17 protein-coding genes are annotated in these 15,734 nt (G+C 70.2%); 9 read left to right on the top strand and 8 right to left on the bottom strand.

Annotated features, from left to right (window positions below):
- The first annotated feature begins 9 nt into the window (after positions 1-9).
- Complete coding sequence (locus tag AC5RVZ_RS05090; RefSeq protein WP_494064669.1) at positions 10-1,155, top strand: cysteine desulfurase family protein; 1,146 nt, start codon at positions 10-12, stop codon at positions 1,153-1,155.
- Positions 1,152-2,117 (top strand): glycosyltransferase family 2 protein, encoded by a 966-nt coding sequence (locus tag AC5RVZ_RS05085; protein WP_494064668.1) that lies wholly within the window; start codon positions 1,152-1,154, stop codon positions 2,115-2,117. The genes AC5RVZ_RS05090 and AC5RVZ_RS05085 overlap by 4 nt, the downstream gene beginning before the upstream one ends.
- 3 nt (positions 2,118-2,120) lie before the next feature.
- Here the strand turns inward: AC5RVZ_RS05085 and AC5RVZ_RS05080 are convergent, their stop codons facing one another.
- A complete protein-coding gene (locus AC5RVZ_RS05080; protein ID WP_494064745.1) occupies positions 2,121-4,178 on the bottom strand; it encodes an ABC transporter transmembrane domain-containing protein in 2,058 nt (685 codons plus the stop codon).
- Positions 4,179-4,259: 81 nt separating this feature from the next.
- Between AC5RVZ_RS05080 and AC5RVZ_RS05075 the strand changes: the two genes are divergently transcribed.
- The 3 genes from AC5RVZ_RS05075 (at position 4,260) to AC5RVZ_RS05065 (ending at position 6,827) form a co-directional block, all read left to right on the top strand.
- Positions 4,260-4,469 carry a hypothetical protein gene (locus AC5RVZ_RS05075; protein ID WP_494064667.1) on the top strand — a complete coding sequence of 70 codons (210 nt, stop codon included), beginning with the start codon at positions 4,260-4,262 and terminating at the stop codon, positions 4,467-4,469.
- Between the two features lie 148 nt (positions 4,470-4,617).
- Complete coding sequence (locus AC5RVZ_RS05070) at positions 4,618-6,135, top strand: DHA2 family efflux MFS transporter permease subunit (RefSeq protein WP_494064666.1); 1,518 nt, start codon at positions 4,618-4,620, stop codon at positions 6,133-6,135.
- A gap of 86 nt (positions 6,136-6,221) precedes the next feature.
- Positions 6,222-6,827, top strand: coding sequence for a carboxymuconolactone decarboxylase family protein (locus tag AC5RVZ_RS05065; RefSeq protein WP_494064665.1), 606 nt, complete (start codon positions 6,222-6,224; stop codon positions 6,825-6,827).
- A gap of 184 nt (positions 6,828-7,011) precedes the next feature.
- Here the strand turns inward: AC5RVZ_RS05065 and AC5RVZ_RS05060 are convergent, their stop codons facing one another.
- The 3 genes from AC5RVZ_RS05060 to AC5RVZ_RS05050 are packed head-to-tail and all read right to left on the bottom strand — an operon-like array spanning position 7,012 to position 8,379.
- The gene (locus tag AC5RVZ_RS05060; RefSeq protein ID WP_494064664.1) at positions 7,012-7,848 is read right to left on the bottom strand and encodes a DNA-formamidopyrimidine glycosylase family protein; all 837 of its coding nucleotides are present in this window, start codon (positions 7,846-7,848) and stop codon (positions 7,012-7,014) included.
- A gap of 38 nt (positions 7,849-7,886) precedes the next feature.
- The gene (locus AC5RVZ_RS05055; RefSeq protein ID WP_494064663.1) at positions 7,887-8,171 is read right to left on the bottom strand and encodes a hypothetical protein; all 285 of its coding nucleotides are present in this window, start codon (positions 8,169-8,171) and stop codon (positions 7,887-7,889) included.
- A gap of 19 nt (positions 8,172-8,190) precedes the next feature.
- Positions 8,191-8,379: a hypothetical protein gene (locus AC5RVZ_RS05050; protein WP_494064662.1), complete on the bottom strand. Its 189-nt coding sequence runs from the start codon at positions 8,377-8,379 to the stop codon at positions 8,191-8,193.
- Positions 8,380-8,567: 188 nt separating this feature from the next.
- On the opposite strand from AC5RVZ_RS05050, the gene AC5RVZ_RS05045 reads away from it, so the two are divergent.
- A complete protein-coding gene (locus tag AC5RVZ_RS05045) occupies positions 8,568-8,981 on the top strand; it encodes a CBS domain-containing protein (protein ID WP_494064661.1) in 414 nt (137 codons plus the stop codon).
- 92 nt (positions 8,982-9,073) lie between these two features.
- Here the strand turns inward: AC5RVZ_RS05045 and corA are convergent, their stop codons facing one another.
- The 3 genes from corA to AC5RVZ_RS05030 all read right to left on the bottom strand — a co-directional run bounded on the left by corA (position 9,074) and on the right by AC5RVZ_RS05030 (position 13,239).
- Positions 9,074-10,072, bottom strand: a complete 999-nt coding sequence (corA, locus tag AC5RVZ_RS05040; RefSeq protein WP_494064660.1) for a magnesium/cobalt transporter CorA — start codon at positions 10,070-10,072, stop codon at positions 9,074-9,076.
- A gap of 48 nt (positions 10,073-10,120) precedes the next feature.
- Positions 10,121-11,884 carry an aa3-type cytochrome oxidase subunit I gene (gene ctaD / locus AC5RVZ_RS05035; protein WP_494064659.1) on the bottom strand — a complete coding sequence of 588 codons (1,764 nt, stop codon included), beginning with the start codon at positions 11,882-11,884 and terminating at the stop codon, positions 10,121-10,123.
- 191 nt (positions 11,885-12,075) lie between these two features.
- Positions 12,076-13,239, bottom strand: coding sequence for a glutamate--cysteine ligase (locus AC5RVZ_RS05030; protein ID WP_494064658.1), 1,164 nt, complete (start codon positions 13,237-13,239; stop codon positions 12,076-12,078).
- Between the two features lie 236 nt (positions 13,240-13,475).
- On the opposite strand from AC5RVZ_RS05030, the gene AC5RVZ_RS05025 reads away from it, so the two are divergent.
- Positions 13,476-13,694 (top strand): hypothetical protein, encoded by a 219-nt coding sequence (locus AC5RVZ_RS05025; RefSeq protein WP_494064657.1) that lies wholly within the window; start codon positions 13,476-13,478, stop codon positions 13,692-13,694.
- Here AC5RVZ_RS05025 and AC5RVZ_RS05020 read toward each other — a convergent pair.
- Positions 13,683-14,405 (bottom strand): hypothetical protein, encoded by a 723-nt coding sequence (locus tag AC5RVZ_RS05020; RefSeq protein ID WP_494064656.1) that lies wholly within the window; start codon positions 14,403-14,405, stop codon positions 13,683-13,685. The genes AC5RVZ_RS05025 and AC5RVZ_RS05020 overlap by 12 nt on opposite strands.
- 118 nt (positions 14,406-14,523) lie before the next feature.
- Between AC5RVZ_RS05020 and AC5RVZ_RS05015 the strand changes: the two genes are divergently transcribed.
- Positions 14,524-15,276 carry an EI24 domain-containing protein gene (locus tag AC5RVZ_RS05015; RefSeq protein ID WP_494064655.1) on the top strand — a complete coding sequence of 251 codons (753 nt, stop codon included), beginning with the start codon at positions 14,524-14,526 and terminating at the stop codon, positions 15,274-15,276.
- Between the two features lie 164 nt (positions 15,277-15,440).
- On the top strand, positions 15,441-15,722 hold the full coding sequence (locus AC5RVZ_RS05010; protein WP_494064654.1) for a GlsB/YeaQ/YmgE family stress response membrane protein: 282 nt from the start codon (positions 15,441-15,443) through the stop codon (positions 15,720-15,722).
- Positions 15,723-15,734: the final 12 nt, after the last annotated feature.

The following is a 15,734-nucleotide window of genomic DNA, read 5'->3' as shown; positions in this document are numbered from 1 at the left end:
GCCACGACGATGCTCTATCTCGACAACGCCGCGACGACGCCGGTGCGGCCCGAGGTGCTCGAGGCCATGGCGCCGTTCCTCACCCGCTGGTTCGGCAATCCATCCAGTCACCACACCGTGGGAGAGGCCGCCGCGACGGCCCTCGCCGACGCGCGCGCACGGGTCGCCGGCATCCTCGGGCTGCGCACCGGTGACGTCGTCTTCACCTCGGGGGGCACCGAGGCGAACAACCTCGCGATCAAAGGCATCGCCCTCGCGGCTCTGGCTACACGCGGCGCCCGCCACCTCGTCACGACGCCGATCGAGCACGAGTCGGTGCTCGAGTCGGCGGACTACCTGCGCCGCTTCCACGGCGTGGAGGTGGCGCAGGTCGCGGTCGACGGGGACGGGCGTGTGGCACCGGATGCCGTCGCTGCGGCGCTGCGCGAAGACACGGCGCTCATCAGCATCGGCTACGCCAACAACGAGGTGGGAACCGTTCAGGATGCTGCCGGCATCGCCGCCGTCGCGCGCGCGCACGGGGTGCCGCTCCACCTCGACGGCGTGCAGGCAGCGGGATGGCTGCCGCTGGGCGCGGCCGAGCTCGGCTACGACGCCATCTCGCTCGCGGGGCACAAGCTCGGAGCGCCGAAGGGCACGGGGGTCCTCGGCGTCCGCGGTCGCATCCCGCTCGAGCCGTTGCTGCACGGAGGGGGCCAGGAGCGGGGCCGCCGCAGCGGAACCGAGGATGTCGCCGGGGCGGTCGGCTTCGCCACTGCGCTCGAACTCGCCGAGGCCGAGCGCGCCGAGGCGGCGGCGCGCGTCGCCGCACTCCGGGACCGCTTCGTCGCCCGTGTCCTCGCCGGCGTGCCGTCCGCCACCTTGACAGGGCACCCCGCGCACCGCCTCGCGGGCACCGCCAGCTTCACGTTCGCGGGCACCAGCGGCGAAGCCGTCCTGCTCGAGCTCGAGCGGCGCGGCGTCGTCTCCTCCAGCGGCTCGGCCTGCGCGGCAGGCAGCGACGAGCCCTCGCACGTCCTCGTGGCGATGGGGGTGCCGGACGAGGTGGCGCAGACCGCGGTGCGCTTCACCTTCCCCCACACGCTGACCCGGCCGCTGGATGCCGTCGCTGACGCGGTCGCCGCCTCGGTCGCGGCGGTACGATCGGGCGGGTGACCTCGCCTTCCACGCCCGTCGTCACGGTCATCGTGCCCGGGTTCGACGTCGCCGCGTACGCCGCCGACGCCCTCGACTCGTTAAGGGCTCAGACGCTCGCCGACTGGGTGGCGGTCCTGGTCGACGACGCCTCGACCGATGCCACGGGCGAGATCTTCGATCGTGCCGCCGCAGAGGACCCCCGCTTCCGCGTGGTGCATCACCACGAGCAGCGCGGGCTCGGCGCCGCGCGCAACACCGGCATCGATCTGGTCGACACGCCGTTCGTGGCGTTCCTCGACGCCGATGACCGGATGACACCCACGGCGCTGCAGCGTCTCGTGGAGACGGTGGACGCCAGCGGCAGCGACTTCGCCGCGGGCGCGTACGTGCGCCTGCGTCCCGACGCCGCGGGCGGCTACACCGCCGGCGTCGTGCAGCCGTGGGTGAGCGCCGCGACCGATCCCGCCCGCATCGCCACGACGATCGACGAGCACCCGGATGCCTCGGGCAACATCGTGGCGTGGTCGAAGGTCAGTCGCACGGATCTGTGGCGCCGCACGGGTCTGCGGTTCCCCGTCGGCAAGGCGTACGAGGATCAGGTCGTCGCCCAGCAGATGTACACCCGGGCGCGGTCCTTCGACGTGATCCCGGACGTGGTCGTGGAATGGCGCGAGCGCGCGGACGGCTCCTCCATCACCCAGCACAAGGACGAGCTGCCGGTGCTGCGGGACTACCTCGAGGCGCTGGCCGGCGGCATCGCCGTGCTGGATGCCGCCGGTCGCACGAGGGCTGCCGCATCCCGTGTCCGGCTCATCCTGAGCATGGACCTCCCGCCGCTGGTGCAGCTCGCTCGCGATCACCCCGCCCCGGCGTACCGACGCCTGCTCGGCGCGTTCGTCAGAGACCTGTGGGCGCGGGCCGACGGCGTCGCGATGGACACCCGCGTCTCGCGGGCGCTCGCCGCGGCGCGACTGTGGTGACCCTCACTCCGCGGGCGAGGTGGGGGTGGCGGTCGCGGGCGGGACGGCGGCGCTCGTCGCCGGCGGCACCATGACGTCGGCCGCCGACGATGCGAGCACGGCGGGCGTCGTGGCGACCGGGTCGGGCGCCGCGTCTTCAGGCGCACGATCGGCGCGGCGGTCGGCGTGGTCGGGCTCGCCCTCGGCCGCCTCCGCTTCGAGGATCCGCGAGGACGCCAGCTGCTGCGCGGCGAGCTCGGCGTAGAGCCCTCCGGCGGCGATCAGCGCGCCGTGGGTGCCCGATTCCACGATGCGCCCGGCTTCGACGACATGGATGACATCGGCGTCGATGACCGTCGACAGCCGGTGCGCGATCGACAGGGTCGTGCGGCCGCGAGCGGCGGCCTCCAGCGCTTCCTGGACGACCCGTTCCGACACGGTGTCCAGCGCCGACGTCGCCTCGTCGAGCAGCAGGACGGGCGGATCCTTCAGCAGCACGCGTGCGATCGCGATCCGCTGCTTCTCGCCGCCCGAGAGCCGATACCCGCGCTCGCCCACCACGGTGTCATAGCCCTTCTCGAACGAATCGATCACATGGTGGATGTTGGCGGCGCGGCACGCCGCCTCGATCTCGGCGTCCGTGGCGTCGGGCTTGGCGTAACGCAGGTTCTCGCGGATGCTCGCGTGGAACAGGTACGTCTCCTGGGAGACGATGCCGACGTTGTCGATGATGGACTCCAGCCGCAGTCGCCGGACGTCCTCCCCCGCGAACAGCACGGAGCCCGCGGATGCCTCGTACATGCGCGGCGTCAGATACAGCACCGTCGTCTTGCCTGCGCCGGACGGCCCGACGAAGGCGACGTGCTGCCCCGGGTCGACGGTGAAGGACACCCCCTGCAGCGTCGGACGGGCGTCGGGGGCGGCATCCGGATAGCGGAAGACGACGTCGCGGAACTCGATCCGGCCGAGGGGCCCGGGCGCGGCTTCCACGTCGATCGCGTCGGGCAGGTCGCTGATCGCCGGCACCAGATCCAGGTACTCGAAGATGCGCGCGAACAGAGCGGCGGATGTCTGCAGGTCCAGCGAGACGCGCATCAGGCCCATGAGCGGCATGAGCAGCCGGGCCTGCACCGTGGTGAAGGCCACGATCGTCCCCGCGGTGATGGTGTCCGTCCCGCCGGTGATCAGATAGCCCGAGACGAGGTAGATGACCGCCGGAACGCTCGCCATGAGGACCTGCACGACGGCGAAGAACCCCTGCCCGCTCATGGCGCGGCGTACCTGGAGCCGCACCTGATTGCGGTTCTCGTCGGCGTACCGCGCCGACTCGGTGCGCTGCCGGTTGAACGACTTGGACAGAAGGATGCCCGAGACGCTCAGCGTCTCCTGCGTGATGGCGGTCAGCTCCGACAGCGACTCCTGCGTCTGGCCCGCGATCCGGGCGCGCACCTGTCCCACGCGGCGCTGCACGAGCACGAGGAACGGCATGAGGAACACCGCGATGAGGGTGAGGCGCCACTCGATGAGGATCATCGCCACGAGCGAGGCGATCACCGTCACGGCGTTGCCGAGGATGCTGGTGACGGTGTTGGTGAGGACGCCGGAGACCCCGCCCACGTCGTTCTGCAGCCGCGACTGGATGACGCCGGTCTTGGTGCGGGTGAAGAATCCGAGCTCCATCGACTGCAGGTGTTCGAAGAGCCGCACCCGCAGGTCGCCGGTCACCTTGTTGCCGACCGTCGACGTCAGCCAGGTCTGCACGACGCCGAGTGCCGCTGACAGCAGGAACAGCCCGATCATGAGTGCGACCAGCTGCCACAGCAGGCGCACGTCCGGCCCGGAGCCGTCGACCGGGAACAGGGCGTCGTCGAAGACGCGCTGCACGAGAAGCGGCGGGATGACCGCGATGCCGGCGCCGACCACGACGAGCACGCCCGTGACCGCGATCGAGAGCGCGTACGGCCGGAACAGCGCGACGACGCGACGGCCGAGGTGCGGGATCCGAGGCGCCTCGGCGTTCTGACGACGCTGCGCCTCGATGTCGATCGGACGGAACCCGGGATGCCCGCCGCCGCCGCGCATACTCACCAGACCAGCGTAATGAGCGGCGCCGACGAAGCTCAGGGGGTGAGCCGAGCGACCGCCGGCGCTATGCTGAGCGCCGTGACCTCGATCCCCGGCATCCCCGAGCACGACGGCAGCGACCTGGCCGAGCTCCGCGAGGAGATCGATGCGCTCAAGGCGATCCCGCACGAGGAGATCGTCAGCCCGGTGCCACGCAACGTCGAGGAGCGGGAACCGGACCCGCATGCGACCGACCCGATCGGCGGCGAGGAGTGGGACCGCCGCGACGCCGAAGCGCCCGAGAGCTGAACCATGCGCGTCCCGCTCTGCTCTGAGCGGATTCCGGCACTTTCCTCCCGTCATCGGGAATTCGACGTCTGACCTCACCGTTATCTTGGACGCTCGCCATCCTCCGGGTGGCCGTCCCCTCGTCCGACGACCTTCCAGGAGACCATTCATGGCCGCCATCGATACGACCCCCGGAACCGGGAGCATCCCCACCGGCCAGGCGCCGGCGCCGGCGCTGCGCCCCGAGGAGAGCCGCGTCATCTGGCTGCTGCTCGCGGCCGCCTTCGTCGCCATCCTCAACGAGACGACGATGGGCGTCGCCATCCCGCACCTCATCACCGACCTCGGCATCACGGCTCTGGCGGCTCAGTGGCTCACGACGGCGTTCATGCTGACGATGGCGGTCATCATCCCCATCACGGGCTTCCTGCTGCGCCGCTTCACCACCCGTACGATGTTCGTCGCCGCGATGGGGCTGTTCTCCATCGGCACGCTCATCGCCTTCCTGTCGCCCGGGTTCCCGATGCTGCTGGTCGCGCGCGTCGTGCAGGCATCCGGCACCGCGATCATGATGCCGCTGCTCATGACGACGCTCATGACGGTCGTGCCTCCGGCCATCCGGGGTCGCATGATGGGACGCGTCAGCATCGTGATGTCGCTTGCCCCGGCCATCGGTCCGACGCTGGCCGGCGCACTTCTGAACTACTTCGAGTGGCGCTGGATCTTCGGGGTCGTGCTGCCGATCGCCATCGTCGCCCTCGCCGTCGGCGCGCGCTGGATCCACAATCTCGGCGACACGACGCACGCGCCGATCGACGTCCTCTCGGTGATCCTCTCGGCGTTCGGATTCGGCGGTCTCGTGTTCGGACTCAGCCAGCTCGGCGCGGGAGGCCACGGCGGCGGCGCCGCTGCCGCAGCGGCGACGGCGACCTCGACGACCACCCTCGTGATCGCGATCTCGGTCGGCGTCGTCGCGCTGGGTCTGTTCGGATGGCGCCAGGTCCTGCTCCAGCGCAAGGACGACGCGCTGCTGGACCTGCGGGTGTTCCGCTCGGCGAACTTCTCGCTGTCGATCGGGCAGATGGCGATCATGTCGATGGCGTTCTTCGGCGCTATCACCGTGGTGCCGCTGTACGTGCAGGACGTCCTCGGCGTCAGTCCGCTCGTGACGGGCCTCATCGTGCTGCCCGGGGCACTGGCGATGGGGCTCCTCGGTCCGTTCATCGGCCGCATCTACGACCGGTGGGGCACCACGGTGCTGCTGGTGCCGGGCGCCGTCATCACCAGCGCGCTCCTGTGGTTCTACACGACGTTCTCGGCGCAGACGCCGGTCGCCGTCGTCGCGGTCGCGCAGACGGCGCTCTCGATCGGACTGTCCCTGTCGTTCACGCCTCTGTTCACGGCGTCGCTGGCATCGCTGCAGCCGCGGTTCTACTCGTACGGCTCCGCGGTGGTCGGCACCGTCCAGCAGGTCGCCGGTGCCGCCGGCATCGCGCTGATGTTCGGCATCATGGCCGCGGCGTCCGCGAGCGCGAGCGAGTCCGGCGCGGGCGAGCTGGCCGCGCAGGCCGCCGGCACGCACGCGGCGTTCCTCATCGCCGCGATCCTGTCGCTGCCGCTGCTGGTCGGGGCCTTCCTCATCCGCAAGCCGGCCGACCAGCCGATGAGTCCGCCCGCCGGGCACTAGCGGCTCGCGCGGATGCCTCACCCCTCGACGCCGGGGTGAGGCATCCGCGATCCTGGAAGCCTCATCCAGGCATCGGGAGGCCCGCCATGATCGTCACCACTCCGGCACCCGAGGACGCCACCGGGCACGCCGCCGAGATGTACGCCGGCGACGTGTCGGACGTCGGCGTGGTCCTCGCCCACACCCGCGCGCTGGCCGTCAACCCCGACGCCCACCAGGCGTTCGAGGCGCTGATCCAGGCGATCGTGCCCTCCATCGGCATCCGCACCTACGAGCTCGCGACGCTGGCGGCCGCGCGGGCGATCCCGTCACCGCACTGCCTGCTCGCGCACGGCCGCAAGACGCTGCGCGCCGGCGTAATGGATGCCGATCAGCTCGAGCGGGTAGCCCGCGGCGACACCGCCGCGGGCCTCAGCGAGGCGGATATCGCCGTGATGGCGTACGCCGACAAGCTGTCACGCGACCCGCAGGGGATGACAGACGACGACAGCCGGCGGCTGCGCGATGCCGGCTTCAGCGACCGCCAGATCGTGGACATCACGCTCGCGGCAGCGGCGCGCAACTACCTCAGCCGGGCGCTGCAGGCGCTGGCGGTGCCCGTGGAGGAGATGCCCGATCTCAGTCCGGAACTGGTGCAGGCCCTGCTGTCACCGTGGCATGCCGGGACACCGACACGCTCAGACGCGCCGTGACGCGGAGCGGTACGGGCCTCAGTCGATGCTGCAGCTGCCTCCGCCGCAGCACGATCCGCCCGACTGGACGACGGTGAGGAGGTTCTTCTCGTCGGACGGCTTCGCCGTGACGGGGCTCGGAAGCGGAGAGGTCGTCATGTCCCCCATGCTAACCGCGATCCGCCACACGGGGCCGCACGACCGGTCACAGCAGCGCGCCACCGGTTTGACAGGTCGGGCAGTACTGCGCGGATGCGCCCGCGAACGTGTGATCGCGGATGGTCGAACCGCAGACGGGGCACGCCTGGCCCGACCGCCCGTGCACGCGCATCGCGGCGACCTTCGCGGCCTTGAGCTGATCGATGGCGATTCCGCGTCGCGCCTGCAGCGCCCCCCGCATGACGCCGACGGTCGCCTCGAAGAGCCGGTCCCGCTCGTCGTCGGTCAGAGCGGCAGCGTGGGCGACCGGCGAGACGCGCGCGGCATGCAGGATCTCGTCGGAGTACGCATTGCCGATGCCTGCGAGCGACTCCTGCTCCTGAAGAACGGCCTTGACCTGCTTGCGCCGGTGTCCGAGTGCCCCGTCGAGGTCGGCGCGGGTGAACGCGACGTCGAGCGGATCGGGTCCGAGCTTCGCGATCGCCGGCACGTCGCGCACCGCATCCACGACGAAGAGCCCGAGGGACACCCACGTGCCGGCATCCGTCACCTCGATCGAAGCGTCGCCGGAGAGCTCGAACGTCGTCAGCGAAGGAGGCTCCTCAGGCGAGGGGACGCCGCCTTCCGCACTGCTGCCGTGGTGCCAGCGGACCCAGCCGTGGCGGCCGAGCGAGATGACGAGCCGGCGATCGCCCAGTTCGAGTTCGACGTGCTTGCCGTGCCGCCGGGCACCCGTGACGATGCTTCCCACGATGGCGGCCGGTGGCGTCGCCCTGGTCTTGACCGTTCGGAACTCCAGCACGTCGGCGGCCTGGATCATGCGTCCGCTCGCCTCTGCATCGAGGAAGCGGGCGAGGGCGTCCACCTCGGGTGACTCCGGCATGGGGACATCCTGTCACCGGAGGCCGACAGCGGGCCGGATCAGGCGTGTGCGGGAGGCCGGTGCGGTATGGGCTGGGGCTTGAGTGCGCCGGAGCTGCGCCGGCTCGAGATCAGCTTCACCGCGGCGTGGAGCAGTCCCTCGAGTGAGGAGTAGCGCGCGCTCCCGAAGCCGACGGACACCCACGTCACTTCGTAGCCGCCGCTCGGGGCCAGCTCGACATAGGCGACGACGCGTCGCGGGTCGTGGTGAGGCACGCTGCGGTCGCACAGTCGCCAGGAGCGGTCGTCCAGCGGCATGAGGACGAGATGATGTTCGCGAGGCATGGGGGTTCCTCCTGTGCGATCACTCGTGCCGGTCGGCCGGCATCGGCAGCGATCGTTCGAAACGTCCGGGACCTCCCACGCCGCCTGTGCGGCGACGCTCCGCGTCGGTGCGGTCGTCGGTCCCGATCGAGTGGTCGGCGGGTCTTTCGGCTTCGCGCTCCTGCTCCGTCGCAGTGGTCGCGCGTCGATGGCCAGTGCTCTCGTTCATAGAACACCTCCTGGGGAGGAGGATGCGTCGGCTTCATCCCTGGTGCCAGGGGGTTGACACACCGACACGCGCTTCACTAGCGAGGGACGGTCACACCCGCGGCGCTACGCGCCTCCTGCGGCGATGTCAATCCCCTCTGCCGTCGGGGAGGCGGCTTCATAGCGTCGCTCGCAGCGAAAGGAGCGGATATGACCGTAGCCAGAGACATCATGACGCCCGCGCCTCGTTGCGTGGGCGAGAACGAGACACTCGTCGACGCCGCACGGCTGATGGCGTCGCTCGACGTCGGCGCGCTGCCGATCTGCGGCGAGGACAAGCGGTTGAAGGGCATGCTCACCGACCGTGACATCGTCGTGAAGTGCATCGCCGAGGGCGGTGACCCCTCGAGCGTCACCGCGGGATCCCTCGCGCAGGGCAAGCCGGTGACGATCGGCGCCGATGACGACGTGCAGGAGGCCCTCGAGATGATGCAGAAGCATCAGATCCGCCGGCTTCCCGTGATCGACGGGCACGACCTCGTGGGCATCATCAGCCAAGCCGACGTCGCCCTCGCGCTCAGCCCGGACGACACCGGCGAGACCGTCGCCGAGATCTCGGAGTGACAGACCCCGGGGCTGCGGATCGCCCGGCGCTCCCCACGCCGAGGCGATCCGCAGTCGCGAGCCTCCGCTGACGCCGTCCGCGGCGCCGCGGGTCAGAGCCAGTGACGTCGCTTGAACATCGTGTACAGGGCGACGGAGGTGGCGACCATGAGCAGGAGCGCCGCAGGATAGCCCCACGGCAGATCCAGTTCGGGCATGTGCTCGAAGTTCATCCCGTAGACCGTGCCGACCAGCGTCGGCCCGAACAGGATCGCCGCCCAGCCCGAGATCTTCTTGACCTGCTCGTTCTGCTGGAGCGCCGTCTCGGTCTGCCGCTGGGTCACCAGGGTCGCGTTGACGGTGAGGGCGTTGTCCAGGACCGCCCGGAAGGATGCGAGCCGGTCGGCCACCCGCAAGGCATGGTCGTACACGTCACGCAGCGAGCGCTGCAGCTCGATGTCGACGCCGTACTTGTCGGCGCCGCGCAGCAGCGCCTCGAGCATGCCCGTCAGCGGCCCCGTCGCTCGCTGGAACGAGATCACCTCGGTGGAGAGCTCGTAGATCCGCCGGGAGAGCGCGGTGTCGGTGTGACGGAACAGCGCGTCCTCGATCTCGTCGAGATCGTTCTGCACCCCCTCGACGACGGGCGCGTACTCGTCGACGACCTCGTCCATGACCGCGTAGAGGACCGCCTCGGGTCCGCGCGCCAGAAGCGCCGGCTGACCTTCCAGGCGCCGGCGCACCTTGGCGAGGTCCGGCGAATCCGCGTGACGGATCGTCACGACGAAGTCGGGACCGACGAACACGTGGAGCTCCCCGAAGTCGACCGTCTCGGTCGCATCGTCATAGCGCGCTGGGCGGAGCACGGCGAAGAGGATGTCACCGTAGCGCTCCAGCTTGGCGCGCTGGTGCCCGCTCAGCGCGTCCTCGACCGCGAGAGGATGCAGTGAGAACTCCGCCGCGACCTGCTCGACCTCTTCCTTGGTGGGCCGGAACAGTCCGATCCACGCCATCCCGCCGTTCGCGCGCATGTACTCGAACGTCTGCTCGAGGCTGGACGGATTCGTGATCCGCCGCCCCTCCACGTACACGGCGTTGTCGATGATCGGCATCCGCCCATTGTCGCCGACGGACCCGCACGCCCCGGAATCAGCGAGCGGTCATTTGACCTCGCCGTCACCGGCGTCGGCGATCGGGGTGTCGGGCGCGTCCTTCGCCGGGCCCACGCCGACGGGAAGTCCCGCCTCGGGGTGGTTGACGTCGAACGCCGGACGCTCGCTGCGGATCCGCGGGATCGACGTGAAGTTGTGCCGCGGCGGCGGGCACGACGTCGCCCACTCCAGCGATGCGGCGTAACCCCACGGGTCGTTGACGGCGACTTTGGGAGCCTTCCGGGCGGTGATCCAGACGTTGAACAGGAACGGGATCATCGATGCGCCCAGCAGCATCGCACCCACGGTGGAGACCTGATTCTGCCACGTCCACTGGTCTTCGCCGGAGTAGTCCGCATAGCGGCGCGGCATCCCGTCGACGCCCAGCCAGTGCTGGATGAGGAAGGTCATGTGGAAGCCAATGAACAGCATCCAGAACTGCAGGTATCCGAGGCGCTCGTTCAGCATCTTGCCGGTCCACTTCGGCCACCAGAAGTAGAACCCGGCGAACATCGCGAACACCACCGTGCCGAACACCACGTAGTGGAAGTGCGCCACGACGAAGTACGAATCGGTGAGGTGCCAGTCCAGGGGCGGGGAGCCGAGGATCACGCCGGTGAGCCCGCCGAAGACGAACGACACCAGGAAGCCCAGGGCGAACACCATCGGCGTCTCGAACGTCACCGACCCGCGCCACATCGTGCCGATCCAGTTGAAGATCTTCACGCCGGTCGGCACCGCGATCAGCATCGTCATGATCGCGAAGAACGGCAGCAGCACCGCGCCGGTCGCGTACATGTGGTGGGCCCACACCGCCACCGACAGCGCGGCGATCGCGATCGTGGCGTAGACAAGGGTCTTGTACCCGAAGATCGGCTTGCGGCTGAAGACCGGGATCACCTCCGAGATGATGCCGAAGAACGGCAGCGCGATCACGTACACCTCGGGATGACCGAAGAACCAGAACAGGTGCTGCCACAGCAGCACACCGCCGTTCTGCGGGTCGAAGACGTGCGACTCGAGGATGCGGTCGGAGGCCCCGGCGAACAGCGCCGCCGCCAACACCGGGAAGGCGAGCAGGATCAGGATGCTCGTCACGAGCGTGTTCCACGTGAAGATCGGCATCCGCCACATCGTCATGCCGGGCGCGCGCATCGTGATGATCGTCGTGATGAAGTTCACGGCGCCGAGAATGGTGCCGAAGCCGCTCATCCCGAGCCCCATGAACCACAGCGTTCCTCCCACCCCGGGCGTGAAGGTGTCGTCGGCGAGCGGTCGGTACGCCGTCCATCCGAAGGACGCGGCACCCTGCGGGGTGAGGTAGCCGGCGACCACGATGATGGATCCGAACAGGAACAGCCAGAACGAGAATGCGTTCAGGCGTGGGAACGCCACGTCGGGTGCGCCGATCTGCAACGGCATGATGGCGTTGGCGAAGCCCGCGAACAGCGGCGTCGCGAACATCAGCAGCATGATCGTGCCGTGCATCGTGAACAGCTGGTTGTACTGCTCCCTCGTCGGCACCAGCTGCATGCCGGGCTCGAACAGCTCCGCCCGGATGACCAGGGCCATCACGCCCCCGAGCAGGAAGAACAGCACCGAGGCCATCAGATACAGGTACCCGATGGTCTTGTGGTCGGTGGAGGTGACCCACTTGACCATCATGTTGCCCTTGTGCTGAACGCGCGTCCTGCTCAGCAGTGCGGCCTGGCGCGGGGGCATGGTCGTCGGGCGCGTGCCCGTCTGCGCAGTGCCCGGCTCCGTCGTCACCATCGCGTGCTCCTCACGATCGCATCTCGCCCGCGCGGCGACGATGCCGTCCGAATGGTAAGACTCTGCGGGCGATTACTCCATGGGGGTTGTGCGGCGCCGCAGCCATGGCGTAGCGCCGCTCGCTTCGCGATCGCCGTCGCGGCGGCGCCGCTGGCGCCTCACGCACGCCGCGACGCCGGGCGTCGTCTCCCCTAGCCGGTCGCGATCGCCGCAGCCACCGCCCGCGTGAGGTCGCCCGACTCCCCCACCGCCTCGCGCTGGAGCGCCGCGCCGTTCCCGCGGCGGAGGATCGTCTGGACACCTCGGCGGGCGAACTCGCGCTCGGCGGCGTCGGAGAAGAAGCCGTCGATGTGCCGCAGGAGCGCCACGACGGCATCCTTCGCGGGCACCAGGCGATGCGTCGCGGGGTGCACGAGCTCTCCCTGGAGCCCGTACCGGCTCGCCCGCCAGCTCGCCAGGCGCAGGACGTTCGCGCCGACGCCGTCCGGCGTCCCGCCGGCGTGCCAGTCCGCGACCGCCCGCTCCGCGAGGGCGCGGACCAGAACGGCGGCGGTCGCTGCATCCTCGGGCTTCAGGCACACGTCGGAGATGCGGACCTCGACGGTCGGAACATGGCACGACAGGCGGGCGTCGAAGTAGATCATGCCCGCGTCGAGGCTCACTCCGGTGGCCAGCGCGTCCATCACCGACGCGTGATAGGCGGCAGAGCTGCCGAAGAGGTCCGTGGGGCCGGCGGTCGGCCACCGCCCCCACGCCTGGTACCGATAGCTCGCGAAGGAGGTGTCGGCACCATGCCAGTACGGGGAGTTCGCGGTGAGGGCGAGCAGCACCGGCAGCCACGGGCGCACGCGATCGAGGATGGCCACCCCCTCGTCCTCCGAGGAGATCCCGACGTGCACGTGGAACCCGCAGGTGAGCTGGTTGTCGAGCGTGTAGGCGAACCGCTCGCGCATCATCTCGTAGCGGGGCGCGGACACGGCGTGCGTCTCGCAGCGCGACGGCGCGGTCGCGAGCGGCACGGCGCGCGCGCCCACCGCCTGGGCCGCTTCATCGGCCAGCCGCCGGCCCTCCAGGATCGCGTCGGCGAGCTGGGCAGCGGTGTGCAGCGGCGGGCACACGACTTCGATCTGCTCGCGCTTCACCTCGAACTCCAGCGCGATCGGCACAGCCGGCGCCGCGCCGGCGCGAAGCGCCTGCCGAGCGGCCGAAGCACCCAGCGCCGCCTCGGCGACAGGCGTCGGCATGAGCGTCCGCGCGTCGACGAGGAGGAGCTCCTCCTCGACGCCCACCGACCGGAGCGCGGGGGCAGACGTCGATCCGCTCTCCCCGACCCGCGGGGATTGCACGATGGTCATGGCGTCCTCGCTCCCGTCTTGTGAGGTTGTCTGGCGCCAGCTTGTGCCATCACGGCCGACATCGGGTGGGGATTGATTTCCCGGCGCCCGTTGTGTACTCCCCGCGGCGTCCGAGCCGGTGCCGGCGGCGCGACGGCACAGATCCGCCTCCCTGTCAATCGTGTGAGCCGCGCCCCCGGCGCACCGGCAGGGTGGGTGCACGCGGGACCACCGCGGACGCGAGGGCAGGGACTGACATGAAACGCACCGACATCCTCTACGGCGACGGCGCTTACAGCGTCGGCGGACGCGACCTGGGCGAGCTGCAGGCGGAGATCACGCGAGGGGTCGCCGACGGAGGCTACTGGTTGAAGGTCAACCATGGCGAAGGTGGCCTGCAGGAGGCCTACCTGCTGCTCACGTCCGGGACCCCGGTCGCGCTCATCCCCATCCCCGGTGACGACTCAGCCGGCTGACGAGCGAGGCGGCGAGGGGCGGCCGTTCCCGTCCTGGACGAGAAGGTACGACGGCTGCCGAAGACGCCGCACCCACGCGTACGATCCCGCTCCGGGAAGCGGGCGACGCACCGCGTCGAAGCGCAGCTCGGCGTCGTCCCGGTCCGCGCCGCACCGGAGGGCGAGGTCGGCGAACGGATGCCATCTCCCGGTCGGGGACGCGAAGTACAGGCGCAGCCGCCACGGATGCGACCGGAGGGAATCCGCGATGCCGTCCAGGTCCGCCGGCAGCGGCTGATCGGCCGCACTGCGCGCGCACACGAGGATCGCTCCGTTCTTTGCCCGATACGGAAGCAGCGTCCCGAACGTGGCCCCGGCAGGTGAGCGGCGCGGCACCAGCACGAAGCGACCGGGTACGCCGATGCCCGTGGTGGACAGTTCGAGGTCCGCGGGCCCGACGGGCGTTTCGAACCGCAGCGCCAGCCCGATGACATCCGGCGCCCAGGACGGAAGGCCGATCGAGCGCGAGAGCCGCGCCACGACCGGTTCGGCCTCCCCCGGCTCGGCGTCGATCCACCGGATGCCCGAGGTCGCCGTCGTGCCCATCCGTGCGAGCTCCCCCGTCAGCACGATCCCGTGCGCATGGATGGGCCGTGGCCGCCGGACCAGGAGCATGGCGCCGAAGACGAAGCGGAGAGCCGCTCCTCCGGTGGCGGCCAATCGCGTGAGCACGTCGTCAGTATCGCCGGACCGACGGCTTCCGCACCGCCCCGTGGCCCGGCGCCGATCCTCCCGCTACGATGCCGTGCGCGCCGGGGCTGGTGCGAGGCCGGCGACGTAGTCTGAGGCGGTGCGCGAATTCACCCGGGGTGTCGGTCTGCTGGGGCGGGGATTCGCGTACTGGCGGCGGCGCCCGGGCCTCATGGCACTGGGCATCGTGCCGGCGCTGATCGTCGGGGCGGTCTTCCTCACCGGACTGATCGCGCTCGCGCTGTTCCTGCCGACGATCACTGAGACGGTCACACCGTTCGCCGCCGACTGGCCCGACTTCTGGGCGGGCGTCCTTCGCATCGCGGTCGGAACCGCGGTGTTCGGGGCGGCCGTCGTCGTGGTCGCGGTGTCGTTCACAGCCGTCACGCTCTTCATCGGCGAGCCCTTCTACGAGCGGATCTGGCGCGCCGTGGAAGCAGACCAGGGGGATGTGGACCTCGAGGCCCCGTACGGCTTCTGGCGGTCCGTGGGCGATGCCGTCGCCCTGATCGCGCGCGGGGTCGCCGTCGCCCTCGTCACCGTGCTGATCGGCTTCATCCCCCTCGTCGGCGGCATCCTCAGCGCCGTGATCGCCGCGCTGCTCACCGGCTGGCTTCTGGCCGACGAGCTGGTCTCTCGCGCGCTCACCGCCCGAGGGATGCCGCGCGCCGATCGCCGAAGGCTGATGCGGAGGCATCGCGGTCGCGTCCTCGGATTCGGCGTCGCCACCCAGCTCTGCTTCCTCGTGCCCCTCGGCGCGGTCGCGGCGATGCCGGCCGCCGTGGCGGGATCCACGCTGCTGGCCCGGTCGTTGCTCGACGCGGCGCCCGGCCGCGCCCGCGAACGGGCGTGACCCGCGCATCGCTTCTCCGGGCGGCCGGATGATACAGCGGTGCCGGCTCGATGTGAAGAGCGGGCTGCCGAATCTTGCGGTCCGCCATCGTTGAGGGCACCGAAAACAGCGTCTCAACTGATGCGCCGGATCACCTCCGGCGTACTCGACCCGAAGGAGAGATCATGCTCTGGACCATCCTCGGCCTCATCATCATCGGCCTCATCGCCGGCTTCATCGCCCGGGCCATCATCCCCGGCAAGCAAAGCATGGGAATCCTCATGACGATCGTCCTCGGAATCGTCGGCTCGTTCGTCGGCGGCTTCCTCGGATTCCTGATCTTCGGCAGCGACCCCAACGGCGGATTCCTGCAGCCGTCGGGCATCATCGGCTCGATCCTCGGGTCGATCATCGTGCTGGGCATCTACGTCTTCGCGACGCGTCGCCGCCAGCCGCACACGCGATAACGCGCAGCTCCT

Source organism: Arthrobacter sp. Cza30, from assembly GCF_059090765.1.
Note: the sequence above shows the minus strand (reverse complement) of the source record. Positions and strands in the feature narration are given on the sequence as shown.